Annotated in this window: 13 protein-coding genes; 6 read left to right on the top strand and 7 right to left on the bottom strand. The window is 62.8% G+C overall.

Annotated features, from left to right (window positions below; all coding sequences use genetic code 11):
* Positions 1 to 43 precede the first annotated feature (43 nt).
* Positions 44 to 1,855, top strand: a complete 1,812-nt coding sequence (locus AC56KZ_RS11815) for a DUF885 domain-containing protein (protein WP_497162354.1) — start codon at positions 44 to 46, stop codon at positions 1,853 to 1,855.
* 46 nt (positions 1,856 to 1,901) lie between these two features.
* Here AC56KZ_RS11815 and AC56KZ_RS11810 read toward each other — a convergent pair whose 3' ends face one another.
* Positions 1,902 to 3,038 (bottom strand): PQQ-dependent sugar dehydrogenase, encoded by a 1,137-nt coding sequence (locus AC56KZ_RS11810; RefSeq protein WP_497162353.1) that lies wholly within the window; start codon positions 3,036 to 3,038, stop codon positions 1,902 to 1,904.
* Positions 3,039 to 4,201: 1,163 nt separating this feature from the next.
* Between AC56KZ_RS11810 and AC56KZ_RS11805 the strand changes: the two genes are divergently transcribed.
* From AC56KZ_RS11805 to AC56KZ_RS11785, 5 genes are all read left to right on the top strand, one after another.
* Positions 4,202 to 4,555, top strand: a complete 354-nt coding sequence (locus AC56KZ_RS11805) for a hypothetical protein (protein WP_497162352.1) — start codon at positions 4,202 to 4,204, stop codon at positions 4,553 to 4,555.
* Between the two features lie 1,178 nt (positions 4,556 to 5,733).
* Complete coding sequence (locus tag AC56KZ_RS11800; RefSeq protein ID WP_497162351.1) at positions 5,734 to 6,033, top strand: hypothetical protein; 300 nt, start codon at positions 5,734 to 5,736, stop codon at positions 6,031 to 6,033.
* A gap of 732 nt (positions 6,034 to 6,765) precedes the next feature.
* The gene (locus tag AC56KZ_RS11795) at positions 6,766 to 7,065 is read left to right on the top strand and encodes an immunity 53 family protein (RefSeq protein ID WP_497162350.1); all 300 of its coding nucleotides are present in this window, start codon (positions 6,766 to 6,768) and stop codon (positions 7,063 to 7,065) included.
* 109 nt (positions 7,066 to 7,174) lie between these two features.
* Positions 7,175 to 7,396, top strand: coding sequence for a hypothetical protein (locus tag AC56KZ_RS11790; protein ID WP_497162349.1), 222 nt, complete (start codon positions 7,175 to 7,177; stop codon positions 7,394 to 7,396).
* 94 nt (positions 7,397 to 7,490) lie between these two features.
* The gene (locus AC56KZ_RS11785; protein ID WP_497162348.1) at positions 7,491 to 7,871 is read left to right on the top strand and encodes a hypothetical protein; all 381 of its coding nucleotides are present in this window, start codon (positions 7,491 to 7,493) and stop codon (positions 7,869 to 7,871) included.
* Between the two features lie 1,033 nt (positions 7,872 to 8,904).
* Here the strand turns inward: AC56KZ_RS11785 and def are convergent.
* From def to AC56KZ_RS11755, 6 genes are all read right to left on the bottom strand, one after another.
* Positions 8,905 to 9,441, bottom strand: a complete 537-nt coding sequence (gene def, locus AC56KZ_RS11780; RefSeq protein ID WP_497162347.1) for a peptide deformylase — start codon at positions 9,439 to 9,441, stop codon at positions 8,905 to 8,907.
* A complete protein-coding gene (gene galU, locus AC56KZ_RS11775) occupies positions 9,428 to 10,339 on the bottom strand; it encodes a UTP--glucose-1-phosphate uridylyltransferase GalU (protein ID WP_497162346.1) in 912 nt (303 codons plus the stop codon). The genes def and galU overlap by 14 nt, the downstream gene beginning before the upstream one ends.
* A 12-nt stretch (positions 10,340 to 10,351) precedes the next feature.
* Positions 10,352 to 12,745 (bottom strand): NAD-dependent DNA ligase LigA, encoded by a 2,394-nt coding sequence (ligA, locus tag AC56KZ_RS11770; RefSeq protein WP_497162345.1) that lies wholly within the window; start codon positions 12,743 to 12,745, stop codon positions 10,352 to 10,354.
* 7 nt (positions 12,746 to 12,752) lie between these two features.
* Positions 12,753 to 13,892, bottom strand: a complete 1,140-nt coding sequence (locus AC56KZ_RS11765; protein WP_497162344.1) for a cell division protein ZipA C-terminal FtsZ-binding domain-containing protein — start codon at positions 13,890 to 13,892, stop codon at positions 12,753 to 12,755.
* A complete protein-coding gene (gene smc / locus AC56KZ_RS11760) occupies positions 13,889 to 17,413 on the bottom strand; it encodes a chromosome segregation protein SMC (protein ID WP_497162343.1) in 3,525 nt (1,174 codons plus the stop codon). The genes AC56KZ_RS11765 and smc overlap by 4 nt, the downstream gene beginning before the upstream one ends.
* Positions 17,414 to 17,582: 169 nt before the next feature.
* Positions 17,583 to 19,928: a DUF1631 family protein gene (locus AC56KZ_RS11755; RefSeq protein ID WP_497162342.1), complete on the bottom strand. Its 2,346-nt coding sequence runs from the start codon at positions 19,926 to 19,928 to the stop codon at positions 17,583 to 17,585.
* Positions 19,929 to 19,930 lie beyond the last annotated feature (2 nt).

Here is a 19,930-nt window from a genome sequence, read left to right as displayed (position 1 = left end):
ATGTCGGACAGCCAATGCTTGTTTTAGCCATGAGGATAGGAACATGATGCAATTGAAGTTCGGGACAGTCTTGTGCCTCGCGGGGCTGGTCGCCGCCGGCAGCGCCCTGGCCGCCGGGCAGGCCGCGGCCGGCAGTGGAGCGTCCGCCAAGGCCGCTGTGCGCGCCGCGCCGGCCGGCTCCGCGTCCGCCGACCGGCGCTTCGCCGCGATCCACGCGGCCGAGTGGCGCTGGCGCGTGGAGCAGCGCCTGGCCAGCGACGAAGCGACCCGCGGCCGAGTGCGTCCCGAACTGCCGCGCGTCGACGCCACTACCCAGGCCATCCGCCTGGCCTACTGGCAGGACGTGCTGCGCCGCCTCGACGCGATCGACCCGAAAGCGCTGTCGAGCGCCGAGCGTATCAATTACCAGGTCTACCGCGCCCAGATCGCCGCCTTTGCCGAAGACCTGCGCTTCCGCGAATTCGAAGCCCCGGTGAATGCCGACAGCGCCTTCTGGACCGACGTCACCTATGGCGCACGCCAGCCCTTCTCGACCATCGAGGACTACCGGAACTACATCGGGCAGCTGGGCAGCCTGCCGCGCCATTTCGGCGAGCAGCTCGCCAACATGCGCGCCGGCCTGGCGCGCGGCTTCACGCCGCCGAAAGTCACCCTGAGCGGGCGCGACGCCGCCCTGGCCTCGGTGGCCGGCGCCAAACCCGAAGACACGGTCTTCTACACGCCCTTCAAGACGATGCCGGCCGCGATCGGGGCCGCCGACCAGGCGGCGCTGCGCGCCCAGGCCCTGGCTGCGATCCGCGACGGGGTCCAGCCGGCCTACTCAAGCGTCCTGGCCTTCATGCGCGACGAGTACATGCCGAAGGCGCGCACCACGCTGGCTGCCGAAAGCCTGCCGGACGGCCGCGCCTACTATGCCTCGAAAATCCTCGAGTACACGACGACGAGCATGAGCGCCGACGAGATTCACCGCATCGGCCTGGCCGAAATGGCGAAGATCCGCGCCGAAATGGCGGTCACCATCGCGCAAACCGGTTTCAAGGGCGACCTGCCCGCCTTTTTGCAGTTCCTCCGTACCGACCCGCGCTTTTACGCAAAGACGCCGGAAGAACTCCTGATGCGCGCGGCCTGGACCGCGAAAAAATTCGACGCCAAGGCCAGCCAGTATTTCGGCTACCTGCCGCGCCAGCGCTTCGCGATCCGCCCGGTACCCGACGACCAGGCGCCGTATTACACCGCCGGCCGCGGCGGCCCCGGCGCCTACCTGGTCAACACCTATAACCTGCCCGCGCGCGGCCTCTACAGCCTGCCGGCGCTGACCCTGCACGAGTCGGCCCCGGGCCACGCCTTCCAGATGCCGATCGCGCTCGAGCAAAAAGGCGTGCCGCCCTTCCGCCGCGCCTACATTTCGGCCTTCGGCGAAGGCTGGGCACTGTACACCGAGCGCCTCGGCGTCGAGATGGGCATCTACGAGACGCCCTATGAAATCTTCGGCATGCTGAGCTACCAGGCCTGGCGCGCCTCGCGCCTGGTGGTCGACACCGGCGTCCACGCCAAGGGCTGGACCCGCGAGCAGGCGCAAGCCTACCTGCGCGAGAACACGGCCCTGTCGAACCACGAAGTCGAAACCGAAGTCGACCGCTACATCTCCTGGCCCGGCCAGGCCCTGTCGTATTACCTGGGGCAGATGGCGATCATGGAAGCGCGCGCCAAAGCGGAAAAAGCGCTGGGACCGAAATTCGACATCCGCCACTTCCACGACACCGTGCTGCAACTTGGATCGGTGCCGCTGCCGGTGCTGGCAGCGCGGATTGACAGGTTCATCGCGGAAGGCGGGCCGGATCCGTATCCGAAATAAGAACGGCCGAAAGCGGGCCTGCCCGCGCCAGGCAGTTCCCGCTGGCCTACCTCTTCGGTGTCAGCATCAGGAGCCGGCCGCGCGCACCGTCCTCCAGAAGCCATAGCGCGCCGTCCGGTCCGGTGCGAACGGCGCGGATGCGTTCGCCCATGTCCCAATGGTCCACCTTGCTCGCGGTCTCGCCGTCGAGGGCGATGCGGTCTAGCGATTTGCCCGAGAGACCGGTAATGAAGAGGGAATTTTTCCACTTCGGGAACAGGTCTGCATCGTAGTAGGCGAGACCGCCTGGTGAAATGGCCGGATCCCAGGACACTTTCGGGGCTTCGAAGCCGTCGCCAGGGGCGTGGTCGGGGATGTCCCGGCCATCATAGTGGCTGCCATTCGATGCTTTCGGCCAGCCATAGTTGAGGCCTGGCTTGATCAGGTTGATCTCGTCGCCGTGGCGCGGTCCCATCTCCATTTCCCACAGGCGCCCCTGTCTGTCGAAGGCCATGCCCAGCAAATTGCGATGGCCATACGTCCAGACGGCTGCATGGAAGCCCTTGGCCGCGAGCGGGTTGCCGGCGGCTGGCGTGCCGTCGAGGTTCAGGCGCAGCACCTTGCCGAGCGTTGACCGAGGGTCCTGCGCCGGATCGAAAAGCTGGCGGTCGCCACTGGTGAAGAAGAGATACTTGCCATCCGGCGAGAAGCCAATACGGCCCGAATAGTGCCCGCCAGTCGATGCATCCTGGCTGCGGAAAATGACCCTCGTACCCTTGAGCGTGGCGCCTGCCTGATCCAGTGTTGCAGTGGCGAGCACGACCCGGGTGTCGGCACCGGAACCCGCTTCGGAGTAGCTGAGGTAGAGTAGCTTGCTGGCCGCGAAATCGGGAGCAGGTACGATGTCCATCAGCGCGCCCTGGCCCTTGCTGCTGACGGCAGGCGTGCCGGACACTGTCCGCCTGGTACCGGTTGCGGGATCGAACAGGATCATCGTCCCCTCCTTCTGCGTGACCAGCACATTGCCGTTGGGCAGGAATGCCATGGCCCATGGACTCTTGAATGTGCCAACCGGCTTGACGTCGAAAGGCAGGCCCCCGGTCGCGGTTGCGCTGGCCGGCGCGTTTGCGGCCACCGGAGCAGCGGCGAACGCTAGCAGGGTGAGCGAGAAAGTGGTGGTAAGGCCGAGCATGCTCAAATTCATGTTTTCCAGATCTCCATTCGCAGATTGATGCCAGGTTATTCAGTCCAAAGGTATGCCGATGTGCGCCGGGTCAGCACGCAAATCCCTCCAGTACCATCACGTCGACGGCACCGAACCTTCCAATTCGCCGTGCGCCGGGCATTTACGTCAGACCATGCGCCCCCGCCGCCCACCCGCCGTGAAGTATGTGTCGGCGCTATTGGTCCAAAGGGGCGGTACGAAGTGTAGAGCAAAACTCACATTGCGGACGTTACGCTGGTCGCGGCCGGCTCGTGCTGCGACTTGGAGCGCCCAACAAGACCCGTTCCTTATCATTATGGCACTGTACACTGAGCTATTCTGAATGTCTGCGCTCGGCCAGGAGCGGACGTCCAATTTTTGTGTGCCACACTTACCTCATGCTCCCAAAGCGAACAAAATCACATCTCGCTGCCCAGCTAGGAAGATTCGTTCAGCAGTACGGGCGCAAAGCTACGAAGGGCTGGGACCCGAACGACCGTAGCTACGACCGTAAGCTTGAAGAAAAAATTAAACGGCTGTCGCCTGAAGATCTGTCGGATTTGCTATCTGGCGAAGATGTCGAGCCCGTTCAGCCGCATTCAAAGCCAACGAAAGAAACCGATAACTGATCGCTTATGGATGTCCGCTTCGGATCGTAAGCGGACGCTACAATAGGTCTGCTATCGGCCAGGAGCGGACCTTAAAATAGGGGCTGTAGTCACGCGACTTGATATGAATAACCGACAACTATTGGAGAAGTGGAACTTCCCACATCTGATGCATGGTGGCGTAACGCTCGTTGCAAGGCAGGACGCTGAGAATTGCTTGCGGCAGATCATGGAACGGCAATGCCGCTTACACGGATACGAGGGCTTCACCATGCACAGCGATGGGCAGATTCAGCCAGACTTGAATGGAGTGCCAGTTGGTCTTGGAACGATCTGCCACCGTTTTCTACGATGTTGGGAGAGTTGCTCGATTCGCCTGCTGAGGTAACGCATTTCGAGTTTGTGTTCTCAGACGCTACCTGAGCCCTGACAGGACGGAAGGTGATGACCGTCCGCTCTGGGTCGGTTGCAGACGTATGATGTAGGTCTGCAACCGGCCAGAAGCCGATGTTCCTCAATAGGCCAAAGCGTTCCTATTTCCAAAGCAGAAAATTGATGAATCCAGAACAAGCTCCATTTTCCCTCCGCCACCCCTACTTGCTTGTCGGATCCTGTGCATTAGCCATCCTGAGTATGGTTATGTCGTTAGTCTTTTTTTTCCATGCTGGATGTGCTGGTGATGTTAAAGCAATGGCACTGGGCGACGTCAAACGAGCAATGCAGCTAAACGACTACGCCATGATGACGGCCCTAGTTAGTGCAAGTTTGAGTGGGGTGGCAGTTTGTCAGACTTCGAAATCAGTCCACCGTACGGTTCTCGCGGGTGCTCTTGCATTCTTCGTATTGGTAGGTCTGTCGATCACTGGCACGCAGCTTCAGATTCAAGGTGTGCAATCCTGCTTTGGCTGATCCTTCCGTATATTACTGCTGGGCGCGCAAAGGTCCGCTTTGGGTCGTAAGCGGACGCTACAATACGTCCGCTATCGGCCATGAGCGGTCAGTGCAGAGGGTCTTTTTCTCTACTAGGCACCGAATTAAACAAAGAGAAAATTGATGCGTACATGTTCGCAAAATAGAGTCCTAGTTGTGCTTTCCCGCCTACTTGGAGGCCTCCTTGCCTCAGCGTTGCTGTCATCTTGCTCGCTTTCCACCACTGTCATACTTGCAAATGCAACTAGCCGTAGCGTCACTGTCGCCTTTGAAGATAATGTTCAGAAAACTGCAGAGGTAACTATTTCTCCTCGCGCTACCGTCGAGATCCCGCGTCTCCTAGCTATGCAGTTTTCGATCCGAACCAAAGAATCGGTATCGAGTTATAAACGTGCGAGCGTTCCGGAGGACTATGTTTATGAGGCAGGGTGGGGGCCATTTATCAAACTATTGGTGAAGGCGCAGCTGGAGGGGGACGGGTGTATTTTCTTAGTCAGAGAGAAACACAAGCTGCTGGACCGGCAGAATATGACACAACCACCAGGTTTTCCGATCTGTCCTGTGACTCTTAAAAACCAAAATTCGGTTCCACGAAAATAGGGACGAGGCTCGGTCACGCCTGCTTCGGGTGGGGAGCGGACGTCCGGTTAGGTCCGCTACCGGCCAACAGCGGACTTTCACGGTGAATATTCATGATGAGGTCAAACGTATGCTTCGATGCGTTTTCATAAGTAGTTGCGTGTTGTGCCTTGGGGGATGCTATACCGTGAACGATGAACGGTTTGCGGCTGACATGCGCAAGCTCGTCCAACCTGGACTTGACATGGTAAGTGCGACGGCACGCCTCAAAGCTGCTGGGTTTGACTGTGATGCAGTGAGTGCAGCTCCTTCGACCACTTGCACGAAAACACGTCAAAGCCTTCTTCCTTACACGTGTGTCGAGCGGGTCAACCTTGTACCCGCTGGCGAACCTCCCGGCGTTAATCGTGTCGATATCCCACAAATCATGTGCGCCGGGCTCTAGCATCGGTGGCATGTCAAGGTCCGTAATGGGTCGAAAGCGGACGCCACAATCGGTCCGTTCCCGGCCAAAAGCGGACGGTTGAATACCCACTTGCTTGCTGAGCGCAGTTTGGAAACTGAAGGAGGAATAACGTTTGAAGACGGTCATTTTGTACCCCGGATCAGCCCGTTTTGCGGGAGCCGCAAGCTTCGACTGGGCCAGCCCAGAAGTAGGTAGTACCCATCGTTTCATTCTATTTCTTGCGCAGAACGATAGCCTCTCAAATCACGATGCCGCTAAGCGTGAAATCGAGTCATTCGGTTTTTCCGAAATTGAGTTGCGCGAAGGGCGAAAAATCGATGTTGAGAGCTTGAACGATCCAACAATGGCAGCTTTTCGGCGGCACTACGAGGGTGCATTTTCCGAAGGAAGCTCGCTAGTCTGGTATCCATAACAGTAAGATCCGCTTCGGGTCGTGAGCGGACGTCGCTTCTGGCATGAGCCAGCTGCCTAAACTTTCCCAACTGGCAACAACTCGGGTAGGCTGATCGCTTAACGATCGTCTGCTAGTGGCCGAGAACGGACGTTTATACATGACGGCGGCTAATTCAAATTTATAAACTTTATGAAAAACTTGTGTGCTTCATTGCTATTCTTGTGCGGTGCAAGCAACTGCCTCGCGCAAGCTGACAAGACAATTGACCAGTCCTCTAATAGAGCTACAACCATCGGTTACTCGACTGTCGAAGATGCATTGGCGTCATTGAGAATCAAGCCTGGGGTCAACATCACTTCTACAAAGCCAGACGGCTGGACAATAGTCAATGAGACTTCGCCAGAGTTCGTAGTGTGGTCTTTTACCCCTCAAGGTCATTACGCTCACCCGGCAGTTGTAAAACGCACGCTCAAGCAATCGAGTGGGCAGGTAAGCGTTGTGACAACCGCTCTGTGCCAAGCAGACAAACTATCATGCGATAAGCTTATTGGTGAATTTCAGCAGATGACCACGAAAATGAAATCGCAATAGCGCGTGTTCGTGCTACCGAGCTTGATCACGGTTCATTGCATACGTCTGCAATAGGTCGGAAGCAGACGCTACAATAGGTCCGCAATCGGCCAGAAACGGTCGTTTTAATGCGCTGCCGTATATCCGATTGTTCAATGATTAAAGGGAGACCGAGGGCGCATGAGTGCACTTGTTGGCTTGCAGAATTGGTATGCAGCGAACTGCGATGGTGACTGGGAGCATTCGTTCGGAATCCGAATCGAAACGCTCGACAATCCAGGTTGGTGGCTTGAAATTGAGCTGAGTGACACGGACATCTTGCACTGGGAGTTTGAGCCTATCCGCCGAGGCGATCCACTTCAAGATGTTCAATGGCTCTACTGCAGAGTCGAGAACGCAAAGTTCATCGCTACGGGAGGGTCCCATTGCCTCGAAGAGATGGCAATGATTTTCCTTACTTGGGCCGTTGAGGAACGCTGATTCAGTAAAAATGGTTAGGTCTGCTTCGGGTCGTAAGCCGACGTTACAATGGGTCTGTTTTCGGCCAGAAGCGGTCAGTGGATCTTTAACACCTAAGGGAATGCCCAATATGCGCGATCCTGCCAGAATTGACGAGGTACTCAAACTGCTGCGCGAGGTATGGACACTTGAGCCCGATCTGCGGTTGGGGCAGCTCATCTACAACGCAGCAAGGCTTCGCGAACCCGGTTTGAGTGATGTATTTTCAATCGAAGACAGCAGTCTTTATAAGGGACTGGTTCGCTACCATGAGCAGGTTCAGGACGATAGATCTTTGAAGTCTACTGGTTGAATGCGCAGTCGTAAGCGGACGCCACGTTAAGTCTGCAATCGGCCAGGAGCAGACATTATCTTTAACGGAGCTGCTATGGCGGCTGGGACGAGCTATGAAAAAGTTTCTCCGATTCGCGATGGCGGTGTTCGGTTCAATGGTAGCGCTCGTGATCGTGTATTTGGGAGTGATGGCTGCGACTGCCGGAGTGGAATTCACGCTTACAAATTCAGGGACTGACGCGCTCAACTCCGTTACTGTTCAGGTTACTGGCAGATCATATGGTCTTGGCGACATTGCGCCGGGAGGTACCAAAACGGTCAAGGTCAACCCTACTTCCGAATCACACATCGTCGTGCGGTTTGCAACTGGTCGCAGTTTGACTATCGATTGCTACTTTGAACGCAACTACCGTGGACGCATCAACGCAAGAGTCACATCAACGGCAGTTGTCGAGGTTATGGACGAAGTGAGGACCACTTGGATGCTTTTTTAGCGAATTGAAAGTCCGCTTCTGGTCGTAAGCGGACTTAACCGTACGTCCGCAAACGGCCAAGAGCTGACTGTCATAATGTGCTACTTGATACCGTTAAGGATTTGTGCCTGCTATCATGGAACCCGATGAGCAATTAGATAAGCCTTATGAAAAATGGGCTCAACGTCCAGCCGATCGTTGGAACCCATGGGGGCGCAGAGTATTCATGGCAGTAATTGGCGCAAGCGCTGGTTTGGTGCTGGCAATGGTCGTGTACGGAATAGTTGTGGCTACACGCCCAGACTTGCCCGCAGAAATATCCTGGGTCTCTCTTGGTTACTTCTGTTGCGGCGGCGCCATTTGTGCACTTATCGAAAGCTGGAAAGACTAATTACCAGTCAAGGCTTGCTGACCTCACCGCCGTCCGCTCTGGGTCGTTTCCGGACGTGGAGCCCGGCCGACACGCGCCGTCTAACCTTCCTATCTGGCAACAAGTCAGGCTAGCCTGATCGCTTCGTAATCGTTTCCTTCCGGTGGGAAGCGGACGTTCATTGTGGATAATGAAAAGCACAATTCCGAAGTAGTGGCATGGCTAGTGTAGATATGCGTACCACTGCGTGGATTACCATGGCGATTGGAATTCTGACGACCTTCCCGCTTTTTATGTTGCATTACAACTCGCACACAACGCCACTGCAGATGTACTTGCTCAGTATCGGGTTTGCACGAAGGATTTGTCGTTCAGCCCGAAACTTCGTTAGCCCAAGAAGTGAAGGCAAGCGGTGACGACCTTGACACTGGCTTTGCGTTCAGCTTTTTGTAGAATCGATTCCTTCCAGACCAGGTACGCGCAAGGGAGGCGACATACTGTCTCAAAGATAGACTTGTCAAAACCGGCGGAACAGAAAATTTAAAAGACACATTGGCCATCGGAGACAAGGTTACATTTTCCGTTTTGCAATGTTTAAAATTCGCTCGAAATCCAGCCTGCACTCTCATCTGTTGGCGGTAAGTGGAGCGGTTTTATCAAGCTTTCCAAGCCGAACCGGGGCGCTCAATCGTCCGCGTTGGGATCCATATCCGGGAACATCACCTCGGTAAAACCGAACTTCGAAAAATCCGTGATCCGCATCGGATACAGGATGCCGAGCAAATGGTCGACCTCGTGCTGCACCACGCGTGCGTGAAAGCCGTCGGCTTCGACCCGGATGGGTTTGCCGTACTGGTCGACACCCTCGTAACGCAGGCGCGTGAAGCGCGGCACGCTGCCGCGCAGGCCGGGGACCGAGAGGCAGCCCTCGAAACCTTCTTCCATGCTGTCCGACAGCGGCGTGAGCACGGGGTTGAGCAGCACCGTTTCCGGCACCTGCGGCGCGTCCGGATAGCGCGCGTTGTTCTGGAAGCCGAAGATCACCAGCTGCAGGTTGACGCCGATCTGTGGGGCGGCCAGCCCTGCCCCATTCGCCGCGTGCATGGTGTCGAACATGTCGGCCACCAGCGCAGCCAGTTCGGGCGTGCCGAATGCGCGCACCGGCTCGGCCACGCGCAGCAGGCGCGGGTCGCCCATTTTCAGGATTTCACGTACCGCCATCGTGCATCTCCCTTGCCAACTCATCTGCCAGCTTCGTCAGGAAGGTCCGAAAACCCGCGGCCGTTTCAGGATGCTTCAATCCCATCGCCGCCGTCGCCTCCAGGTAACCGAGCTTCGAGCCGCAATCATAACGCTGTCCGGCGTAACGGTAGGCCAGCACGCGCTCGGCGCGCATCAGGGCGGCGATGCCGTCGGTGAGCTGGATTTCGCCGCCGCTGCCGGCGCCCAGGTGTTCCAGGTGCTCGAAAATGGTGTTGGTCAGCACATAGCGGCCGACCACGGCCAGCGTCGACGGCGCCTCGTCGGGCTGCGGCTTTTCGACGATGCCCGACACCAGTTCCAGGCCCTCGCGGTAGGCGCTGGCCGAGACGATGCCGTACTGGCGCGTCTGCGCGCGCGGCACGTCCTGCACCGCCAGCACGCTGCACTTTTCGTAGCCGAAGACTTCCGTCATCTGGGCCAGCACCGGCTTGGCGCCGGGGGCGGTGTCCATGAAGTCGTCGGCCAACAGCACGGCGAAGGGCTCGTTGCCGACCACCGGACGCGCGCACAGCACCGCATGCCCCAGGCCCAGCGGCGCCGACTGGCGGATGTAGATGCAGGTGACGTTCTTCGGGATCACCTGGCGCACCAGGTCGAGCAGCGCCTGCTTGTTGTGGGCTTCCAGCTCGGCCTCGAGCTCGTAGGCGGTGTCGAAATGGTCTTCGATGGCGCGCTTGTTACGGCCGGTGATGAAGATCATTTCGGTGATGCCGGCGGCGACCGCCTCCTCCACCGCGTACTGGATCAGCGGCTTGTCGACGATCGGCAGCATTTCCTTGGGTTGGGCCTTGGTGGCCGGCAGGAAGCGGCTGCCGAGGCCGGCGACGGGGAAGACTGCCTTGCGAATACGGTTCATGTGTGACCTCTTTTACGATTGTTCGGTGGCGCCGACCTCGGCAAGCAGTGCCAGCAGGCCCGCTTCATCGAGTACGGTAACGCCCAGGCTTTCCGCCTTTGCCAGCTTGCTGCCCGCCTCGGCACCGGCCACCACGTACGAGGTCTTTTTCGACACCGAGCCGGAGACCTTGCCGCCGGCCGCCTCGATCAGGGCGCCCGCGGCATCGCGCGACAGGGTCGGCAGGGTGCCGGTCAGCACGAAGGTCTTGCCGGCCAGTCCGCCTTCGGGCGCGGCGGCTTCCTCGGGCAAGCTGCCGAGCAGTTCGCGGCGCAGGGACGACAGGTGCAGGAGGCTGTCGCGCTTGCCGGGCGCCGCCATCCATTCTTCCAGCGCGGCGACGACGGCGGGCGGCAGCCCGAACACGCCGAACACCTTCAGGTGCGCCAGGTCGTCCAGCGTGCGATCGGCCAGCAGCTGGCGCGCGCGCGGCTCGGTCAGCTTCGGGATATCGAGCGCGGCCAGCAGCGCGACTTCGTCGAGTTTTTCGCGCAGCGCCGGTTTCGGTGCGTGCTCGCCCTGGGGCGCGACGCCGGTGGCCAGCAACGCATCGATGGCGCGCTGGTTCTTTTCCTCGGCAAAAAATTCGGCGATCGATTCGGCCACGGTGCCGCCGATGTCCGGCAGCACGCGCAGCAAGGCCGCCGGCGCACGCCGCACCAGCGCCAGGCTGCCGAGCCAGTCGGCCAGGGTTTTCGCGGTCGATTCGCCCACATGGCGGATGCCGAGCGCAAACAGCAGTCGCTCGAGCGGCGGCTGGCGGCTGGCGGCGATCGCGTCCAGCAGATTGTCGGCCCACTTGGTCGGCACCTTGCCCTGCTTGACCGTCTCGGGAGTCACTCGGTGCTCAACTGCGTCACGTTCGTCGGCCAGGCGCTTCATGGCGAGCAGGTCGCTTTGGGTCAGCTTGTACAGGTCGGCCACGCCGTGGATCAGGTTGCACTCGACCAGGCTGTCGATGTAGCGGTCGCCCAGGCCTTCGATGTCCATCATGCGGCGGCCGGCGAAGTGGCGGATCGCCTCCTTGCGCTGGGCCGCGCAACTGAGGCCGCCGGAACAGCGCGCGATGGCTTCGCCCTCCTCGCGCACCACATGCGAGCCGCAAACCGGGCATTGCGCGGGCAGGCTGTAGACCGGCGGCTCCGGAACCGGACGCCTTTCCAGTACCACAGCCAGCACCTCGGGAATCACGTCGCCGGCGCGGCGCACGATCACCGTGTCGCCCACCCGCACGTCCTTCCTGCGTACTTCGTCCTCGTTGTGCAGGGTCGCATTGGTGACGGTCACGCCGCCCACCGACACCGGCACCAGCCGCGCCACCGGCGTGATGGCGCCGGTGCGGCCGACCTGGACGTCAATCGCGGAGACCGTCGTCAGCGCTTCCTCGGCCGGGAACTTGTGCGCCAGCGCGAAACGCGGCGCGCGCGACACGAAGCCGAGCTGGCGCTGGTCGGCCAGGCGGTCGACCTTGTAGACCACGCCGTCGATCTCGTAGGGCAGCGACTGGCGCCGTTCGCCGATGTCCTTGTAATAGCCGAGCAGGCCGTCGCGGCCCTGCACCACCGCGCGCTCTTTCGACACCGGCAAGCCGAGGCGGTCGAACCAGTCGAGCACCGCCGAATGCGAGTCGGGCATCTCCGCGCCCTCCAACAGGCCGATGCCGTAGGCGAAGAAGCGCAGCTTGCGCTGGGCCGTGATGCGGGCATCCAGCTGGCGCAGGCTGCCGGCGGCGGCATTCCTCGGGTTGGCGAATTCCTTCTGGCCGGCTTCGCGCTGGCGCGCGTTCAGCTTGGCAAAATCGTCCTTGAACATCAGCACCTCGCCGCGCACTTCGAGCACGGCCGGGATGTCGGCTCCATGCAGGCGCAGCGGAATCACGCGCACGGTGCGGATGTTGGCGGTGACGTCTTCGCCGGTATAGCCGTCGCCGCGGGTGGCGGCCTGCACGAACACGCCCTTCTCATAGCGCAGGCTCATGGCCAGGCCGTCGAATTTCAGCTCGGCCGCATAGTCGACCCCGCCGGCGTTCTGGTGCAGGTCGAGGCCCTCGCGCACGCGGCGGTCGAAATTGTCGACATCCTCATCGGCGAAGCCGTTGTTCAGCGACAGCATCGGCACCGCATGGGTGACCTGGCTGAACTCCGGAATCGGCGCCGCGCCCACGCGCGAGGTCGGCGTGTCGGGCGATGCGGCCTCGGGGTGCGCGCTTTCCAGCGCCTGCAGCTCGCTGAACATGCGGTCGTACTCGGCGTCCGGAATCGTCGGCGCGTCGAGCACATGGTAATTGTAGATGTGGCGGTTCAGTTCCTCGACCAGCGCCGCCATGCGCGCCAGATCGTCGGCAGGCAGGTTCAGTGCTTCGCTCATCGAGACCTCAGCTGAACAGGCGCAGCGCGCGGGTCGATCCGGCCGGGATGTCGGCAGCCTCCATCTCGGTATAGAACTCCTTGACCTGGCCGGCGATCTCTTCAAGGGTCGAGTCGGCCAGCGGCTGCTCGAAATCGTCGACGACGGTGGCGTCCAGGCGCAGGGCCAGGTCCTTGGCGCAGCGGACCATGGCGGCGAAACCATCGCGGCCCGGCGCCACGACCGGCACGTCCAGCAGCAGCGTCAGGCGGTCGGTGGTGTCGGCGCCCAGGGTAACGTTGGTCGAGAGCGTGAACAGCACGCCGCCGGCGCCGTCGGGCATGGCGAAGCCGCCATTCGGACGCACGTCGAAACCGGCCTTTTCCAGCGCGCCGATCAGGGTCGACATCGCCCATGGCGCGCCGTTGGCCTTGAGGTTCACGCCCAGCTGGGCGTCGTGGCCGGCCACGAATTTATGCAGGGTGCGCGCTTCGCTCATCACTTCGATCATGTCCGGCACTTCCGGCTCGGCGCCGATTTCGTCGGCCACGGCGCGCAGGCGCGTCACCAGTTCCGAGTATTCGAGTTCGTTCAGGGCGGTCGTGCGCGTGGCCATCTGGACGCCGGCCTGCAGCTTGGTATACACGCCGCCATGGACGATCGGCTCCCAGTCGCCGTTCACGGCCAGGCCGATGTACTGGATCGGCTTGCTGCCGACGCGACGCAGCTTGCCCAGCGAAGGCAGGATCTTGTCGCCGCGCGCGGCGCCATCGAGGGCCAGCGGGATCATGCAGTCGATCAGCGGGTCGACCAGGTTCTCGGCCACTTCGGCCGGCGCTGCATTGGCAGGCATGCCGGCCAGCGCCGCGCCGGGGGCCAGCGCGCCGGCGCCGTCGCCGTCGGCAGCGCCGCCGCCGACCGGGGCCGCGGCCTGGGCGCCGAAGCTCGGCTCGCCGGTTTCCGCTCCCGGCATGCCGCCAACATCGAGCACCGGCTCGCTGCGTTCGGCGCTGGTGCCGTCGGCACGCATCAGGACATCGTCATGGTCGGACGCGAAAGCGCGCTCGACGCCCTTCCTCGCCTTGTGCTCCTGCCATTTGTTATAGGAGATGACGCCGACGACGAATACGCCGCCCGCCGCGATCAGGCTCATTTGGAGATCTGTCATGCTGCTTGTGCCTCTTGTGCGAAGTGGGCGGCGGACTCCATGTCCACCGCCACGATGCGCGATACGCCCTGCTCCTGCATCGTCACACCGATCAGTTGATTGGCCATTTCCATCGCAATCTTATTATGCGAAATGAAAAGGAATTGAGTATGTTCGGACATGCGTTTGACCATGCGGCAAAAGCGCTCGGTATTGGCGTCGTCCAGTGGCGCGTCGACCTCGTCCAGCAGGCAGAACGGCGCCGGGTTCAGGCGGAACATCGAAAACACGAGGGCGGTGGCGGTCAGGGCCTTCTCGCCGCCGGACAGCAGGTGGATCGTTGCATTCTTCTTGCCCGGCGGCTGGGCCATGACCTGGACGCCGGAGTCGAGAATTTCGTCGCCGGTCATCACCAGCCTGGCATTGCCGCCGCCAAACAGGATCGGGAACAGCTCCGAAAAATGCGTGTTGACGCGCTCGAAGGTGTCTTGCAGCAGGTCGCGCGTTTCCTTGTCGATGCGCCGGATCGCGTCTTCCAGCGTGGCGATCGCCTCGCTGAGGTCGGCGTTCTGGGCATCCAGGAAGCGCTTGCGCTCGCTGGCCGTGGCCAGTTCCTCGACCGCCGCCAGGTTGACCGCGCCCAGGGATGCGATCGCGTTCGTCAGGCGCGTCACCTCGCCCTGGAGGTACTGGGGTTTCAGCTCGGGGTCGAGTTTTTGCGCCAGCAGCGCTTCGTCGGCGCCGGTGGCGGCCAGGGCTTCGGCGAACTGCTCCTGGTTCAGGCGCGCGGCCTGCTCCTTGAGCTGCATCTCGGTGATGCGGTCGCGCTGCGGCTGCAGCGAACGCTCGGCGCCCATGCGGCCCTCCTCGGCATGGCGCAGGGCCTGCGCCACCTGGTCGAGTTCATGGCGGGCGTCGGATAGCGCTTTTTCCTGGCTGCTGCGGCGATCGAGCAGTTCCTGCAGGCCCTCGTGGGCGGCGCCGCTCTCGAGCGCCGCCAGCTCGCCCTGGCCGCCGGCCAGGCTCTCGGCCACCTGCGCCGCCTGCTGGCTGGCGGTGGCGATGCTGCGCCGCAGTTCTTCGATCCGGGCGCGGCCGGTCTTTTCGGCGAACAGCGCTTCCTGCGCCCCGCGTTCGAGTTCGCGCAGCTTGTCGCGCGCTTCGGCCAAGGCGCTTTCGCGCTGCAGGAACAGGGTCTGGCCGTCCTCGAAGCCGCCCTGCAGTTCGGCCAGCTCGAGGTCGAGCTCTTCGAACTGCTGCGCGGCTTCTTCCTGGACCAGGCGCTGCTCTTCTTCCTGGCCTGCGATTTCCAGCAGGTCGACGTCGATCTGGCTGCTGCGCTGGTTGAAGCGCGATTCGACCTCGTTCTGGCGCACCACCTCGATCTGCAAGGCATGGGTTTCGCGCTGCAGCGTGGCGATGCGGGCGCGTGCATCCTGCAGGCGCCGCGTCAGTTCCGTGACCTGGGCGTCGGCGCGGGTGGCGCGGGTGCGCGATTCGTCGCTCAAGAGGGCCTGGGCACGCAGCTGCGTGGCCGTGTTGTCGATGTCGTGCTGGCGCTGCAGCATGCCGTCCTGCTCGGCGTCGGCCGCGTAGAAGCGCACGCTCGAGCTGGTGACCACGTGACCCTGGCGGGTGACGAACGAGCCGCCCTGCGGCAGGCGCGCGCGCTCGGCAAAGGCCTCGGTCGCGGTCTCGGCGGCGAACACCAGGTGCAGCCAGTCATTCAGCACGCCGCGCAGGCCGGGGTCGTTCAGCTTCAGCAAACCGGCGAAGGATTTCAGGCCGGGGACTTCGACCGCGGCGGGGGCGGCAGGGGCCGGCGCGTACAGGGCCAGGCGCGCCGGGGGCGCATCGCCGACGAAGGCCTTGGCCCAGTCTATGTTCGACAACTCGAGTGCGCCGGCGCGCTCGCGCAGCACCGCTTCCAGCGCCGTTTCCCAGCCTGCCTCGACATGCAGCTTTTGCCACAGGCGCGGCAGGCTTTCCAGTTCGTGCTTGCGCAGCCAGGGCGTCACCTTGCCCTGGGTCTGCACGCGTTCCTGCATCTGCTTCAGGGCCGACAAGCGTGCTTCGAGCTGGGCATTCTTGCTGGACTCCGCTTGCGACTGGGCATGCGCTTCCCGCCGTTCGGTCTCGGCAAGCTCCTGGCCGGCGGCCGCTTCTTCCTGGAGCAGGGTCTGCTCTTCCAGCGCCTCCTGCTTTTCTTCGAGCTGCAGGCGCAGATTGGCCAGGTGGGCGCTGTCGGGCGGCGCCAGCGACTTTTTTTCCAGCTGCAGCCGCTCGCGCCGGGTGGCCAGGCCGTTCAGGATGTTGCCGGCGTTGCGTCCGTGGGCCGCGGCCAGCTCGATGCGCTGGCGCACTTCGCCGATGCGGGCGCGCGCCTCGTCGCCGCGGCGCTGGGCCTCGCGCCAGGCGGCGTCGAGTTCGGGCAGGCGTTCGTTTTGCGCTTCCACCGCGATCTGGGCGCCTTCCGCGCGCGCGGCCAGTTCCTCGACCCGGTAGGTCGCTTCCTCGATCTGCTCTTCGTACTCGGCGGCTTGCGCCAGCCAGCCGTCGCGCTGCGCCGCCAGGGTGCCGAGCTGGTTTTGCAGGCGCGTGCGCGACTCGATCACGAACTTGATCTGCGCCTCCAGGCTGCCGATCTCGGCATTGGTCTGGTAGAGCGCGCCCTGCGCCGTATGCAGGCGGTCGCCGACGGCAAAATGGTGCTGGCGCAGGTGTTCCAGCTCCAGCTCGACATTGCGCAGTTTCGCGGTCTGCTCTTCCAGGCTGTTCTGGGCCTCTTCCATCTCGCGGAAGTAGCGCGCCTGCTCGTTCGAGGCTTCGTTCTTGCGCAGCAGCCAGAGCAGCTTCTGCTTTTCTTCCTGGTCGCTTTGCAGCTGATGAAAACGGTTCGCCACCGCCGCCTGGGCCTCGAGCTTGTCGAGGTTGGCGTTCAGTTCGCGCAGGATGTCTTCGACCCGCAGCAGGTTTTCGCGGGTGTCGGACAGGCGGTTTTCCGTTTCGCGGCGCCGCTCCTTGTACTTCGAGACGCCGGCCGCCTCTTCCAGGAACACGCGCAGCTCTTCCGGGCGCGACTCGATGATGCGCGAGATCATGCCCTGGCCGATGATGGCATAGGCACGCGGGCCGAGGCCGGTGCCAAGAAAAATGTCCTGGATGTCGCGCCGGCGCACCGGCTGGCTGTTGATGTAATAGGTGGAGGTGCCGTCGCGCGTGAGCGTGCGCTTGACCGCGATCTCGCCGTACTGGCCCCACTGGCCCGAGGCCTTGCCGTCGCTGTTGTCGAAGACCAGTTCGACCGAGGCACGTCCGGAGGGCCGGCGGTGCGTGGAACCATTGAAAATCACGTCCTGCATCGACTCGCCGCGCAACTCCGAAGCTTTCGATTCGCCCAGCACCCAGCGCACGGCGTCGATGATGTTCGACTTGCCGCAGCCATTCGGGCCGACCACGCCGACCAGTTGCCCAGGCACCTGGAAATTGGTGGGATCGACGAAAGACTTAAATCCCGACAATTTAATGGAGGATAGTCGCACGTTGCTTCGGTGGCCAGGGAGTCGGCAATGGAGTCGTTAAGGGCGCCATCATACCATCTGTTGCTTGCATTTCGGCCAAGTTTGGGATAGCCGCGCACCGGCACGCCCTGCGGCAGGCCCTGTCGCGCGCCGGACCCGGCAGAAGATTAACGAGATGAAATTGTGCCCGTCAAGCGCCGGCCTGCTGCGCGGCTTCCAGGCCGGCTTGCGCATCGACATGCATATCGGCGCCCTGCATCGCCTGCGTCAGCACGCGCCCGACCACGCCTTCGACCGGCAGCAGCTCGACGCTGCCGGTGTCGAAGCCCGCCAGCAACTTTTCCGCCGGCAGGGAAAACGCTTCCTGGCGCGCGCCGCCGGAGAAAATGAAGAGCGTGCGCAGCGGGCTGACCCAGGCCAGCTTGAGCTTGCGGACGCTGCCGTCGGCCTGGCGGAAGGCCAGCTGCATGCCGCGCTCGAGTTCGTCGACCGGACTGTCGGCGCCGCCCCGCTCGCCACTTTGAGATCCCTCGTCGGCCATGGCCTGCTCGTGGGCGATACGGCGCAGCGCATCCTGCTGGGCCGCCTCGACCGCCAGTTCGAGCTGGCGTTCCGGCGCCAGTTCGAGCGGCGCGCGCACGATCGACAGGTGGCATTTCGCCAGCTCGGCAAAGAACTGCAGGCGCTCGGCATCCTGCCACTTGATGGCGTCGAGCCATTTATTCAGCGTCGTGAGCAGGCCCGGCAGCTTGGCAAGCAGCGCCTTGCGCTGTTCCTGGGTTGCCTTGGGCTTGACGGTCCAGACCAGGTCGTCCATCGCCTGGGTGGCGTTGTCCACCGCACCGGGACGCTCGTCCTCGATCAGCCAGGCAAAGGTCAGGGCGTCGACCCAGCGCTTTTCGAGGAAGCCCGATACGACGGCGTTCAGCTCGCCGTCGGCGACCCGCACGGCAATCGCCTGGCGCGCGCTGCGGCCGGCCTGGGCCTGCTTTTCGATTTTCGTGGCGCGCGCGATCGGTGCGGCGATCGCTTCCTCGGCTGCCCGTTCTTCGAGCAGGAGTTCGGCCTCGAGGTCGGCGACAGCTTCGGTAAAGACCTGGGCCAGGGCTTGCGGCTGGGCTTCCGGCTCGCGCCCGACGCGTTCGACCCCGCGCCGCATCGCCTGCATGACCGGGTCGTCGGGGCTACCGCCTTGCTCCGAGCCCATGCGCGACGACTGGGAAAAAATCAGGTCGATCATCTTGCGCGCGGGGTGGGCTTCTTCGAAGAAGAAGTCCTGGTCGAGCAAGGCCGCCTTCAGCACCGGCACCTGCAGGAAACGGATCAGCTCGCGCGTATCGGCGGGAATGCTGTCGTCCAGCAGCACCGTCTCGAAGATGCGCGACAGCAGGTCGAGCGTGTTTTCCTCGCCGCGCGACAGGCTGCCTTGCGGCAGGCTGGCTTTCAGGCGCGGCAGGTAGAACACATTGTGCGGCAGCGCCGTCGCGCCCGCCGCCGCACCCGCAAGCCCGCCCTGCGTGCTGTGCATGCCGCCAAGCAGGTCGAGCAGCGAGGCAAGCGGCGCCCCCGCCTGGGCAGCCCCCGCGGGTCCGGACGGACCGGAATGCGCTGGCGCCGATCCGACTGCCCCGCTACCCGACGCGCCGGCGAATCCGGCGGCCGGCACGGCGCCACCTGGCGCGGACAGGGCGAAGCCGCCTGCGGCGCTCGGCCGCCAGCCATTACCTTGCGGCATATTCGGCAAGTCGGGCACCAGCGTCGCGGCCGGCTCGGCCTCGGATTCCCCCAGCAGCTTGCGCAGCTGTTGCGTCAGCGCGGCGTCCATGCCCTTGCGCCGGGAGCGGCTGGCCGTATCGCTGGTTTTGCTGATATGCCGTTTCGACCTGGGCTTGCCGTGCGCCTGCAAGGCCGCGTCGAGCGAAGCGAGCAGCGGCGCGAGATCGAGGAACAGTTCCGGCCGCAGCAGCGGCAGCAGCAGCGGGTGGGCCTCGGCTTCCGGCTGGAAGTCGCGCCAGGCATCGTGGATCGCCGACATGAAGACTTCCGGACGGAAGGGATTTTGCGTGGGGCGCAGCAGGTCGCGCCCCAGCAGCATCCCGAGGCGTACGCACAGGCTGGCCAGCACTTCCGAATGCGCTATGTCGAAGGGCCGGCACAGGGCGCCAAACGCCACCTTGTTGTCCATCACCTCCATCGGCACCAGGCTGAGCGAGGCCAGGCTGGCGGCGCCCGCGGCAGAGGGCAGCAGCTCGGCGCACTCGGCCTGCAGAGCCCGTTCGACCGCCTCTCCCGCCAGGTGCACGAAGGCGTAGGCGTTGTCTTTCAGCAGGTTGCCGGCCTTGGCGCGCAGGTAGGCCGCCTTCGGATCCGGTCCGGCGCTGGTCATGTCGAGCATGGCGGCGACCAGCCGGTCGACCATGGCGCCGAGTTGCTCCGCGGCGCCGCCGCTGGCCGTACGGACGAGTTCAGCCAGCACCGCGCGCGGCGGCGCGGGCGTCGAACTCGGCTCGTGGGTCTCGGGTACGGCGTGGGCCATGT

The organism is Telluria sp. LT2P34 (genome assembly GCF_059685915.1).
This window is presented reverse-complemented; position numbering and strand designations above follow the sequence as displayed.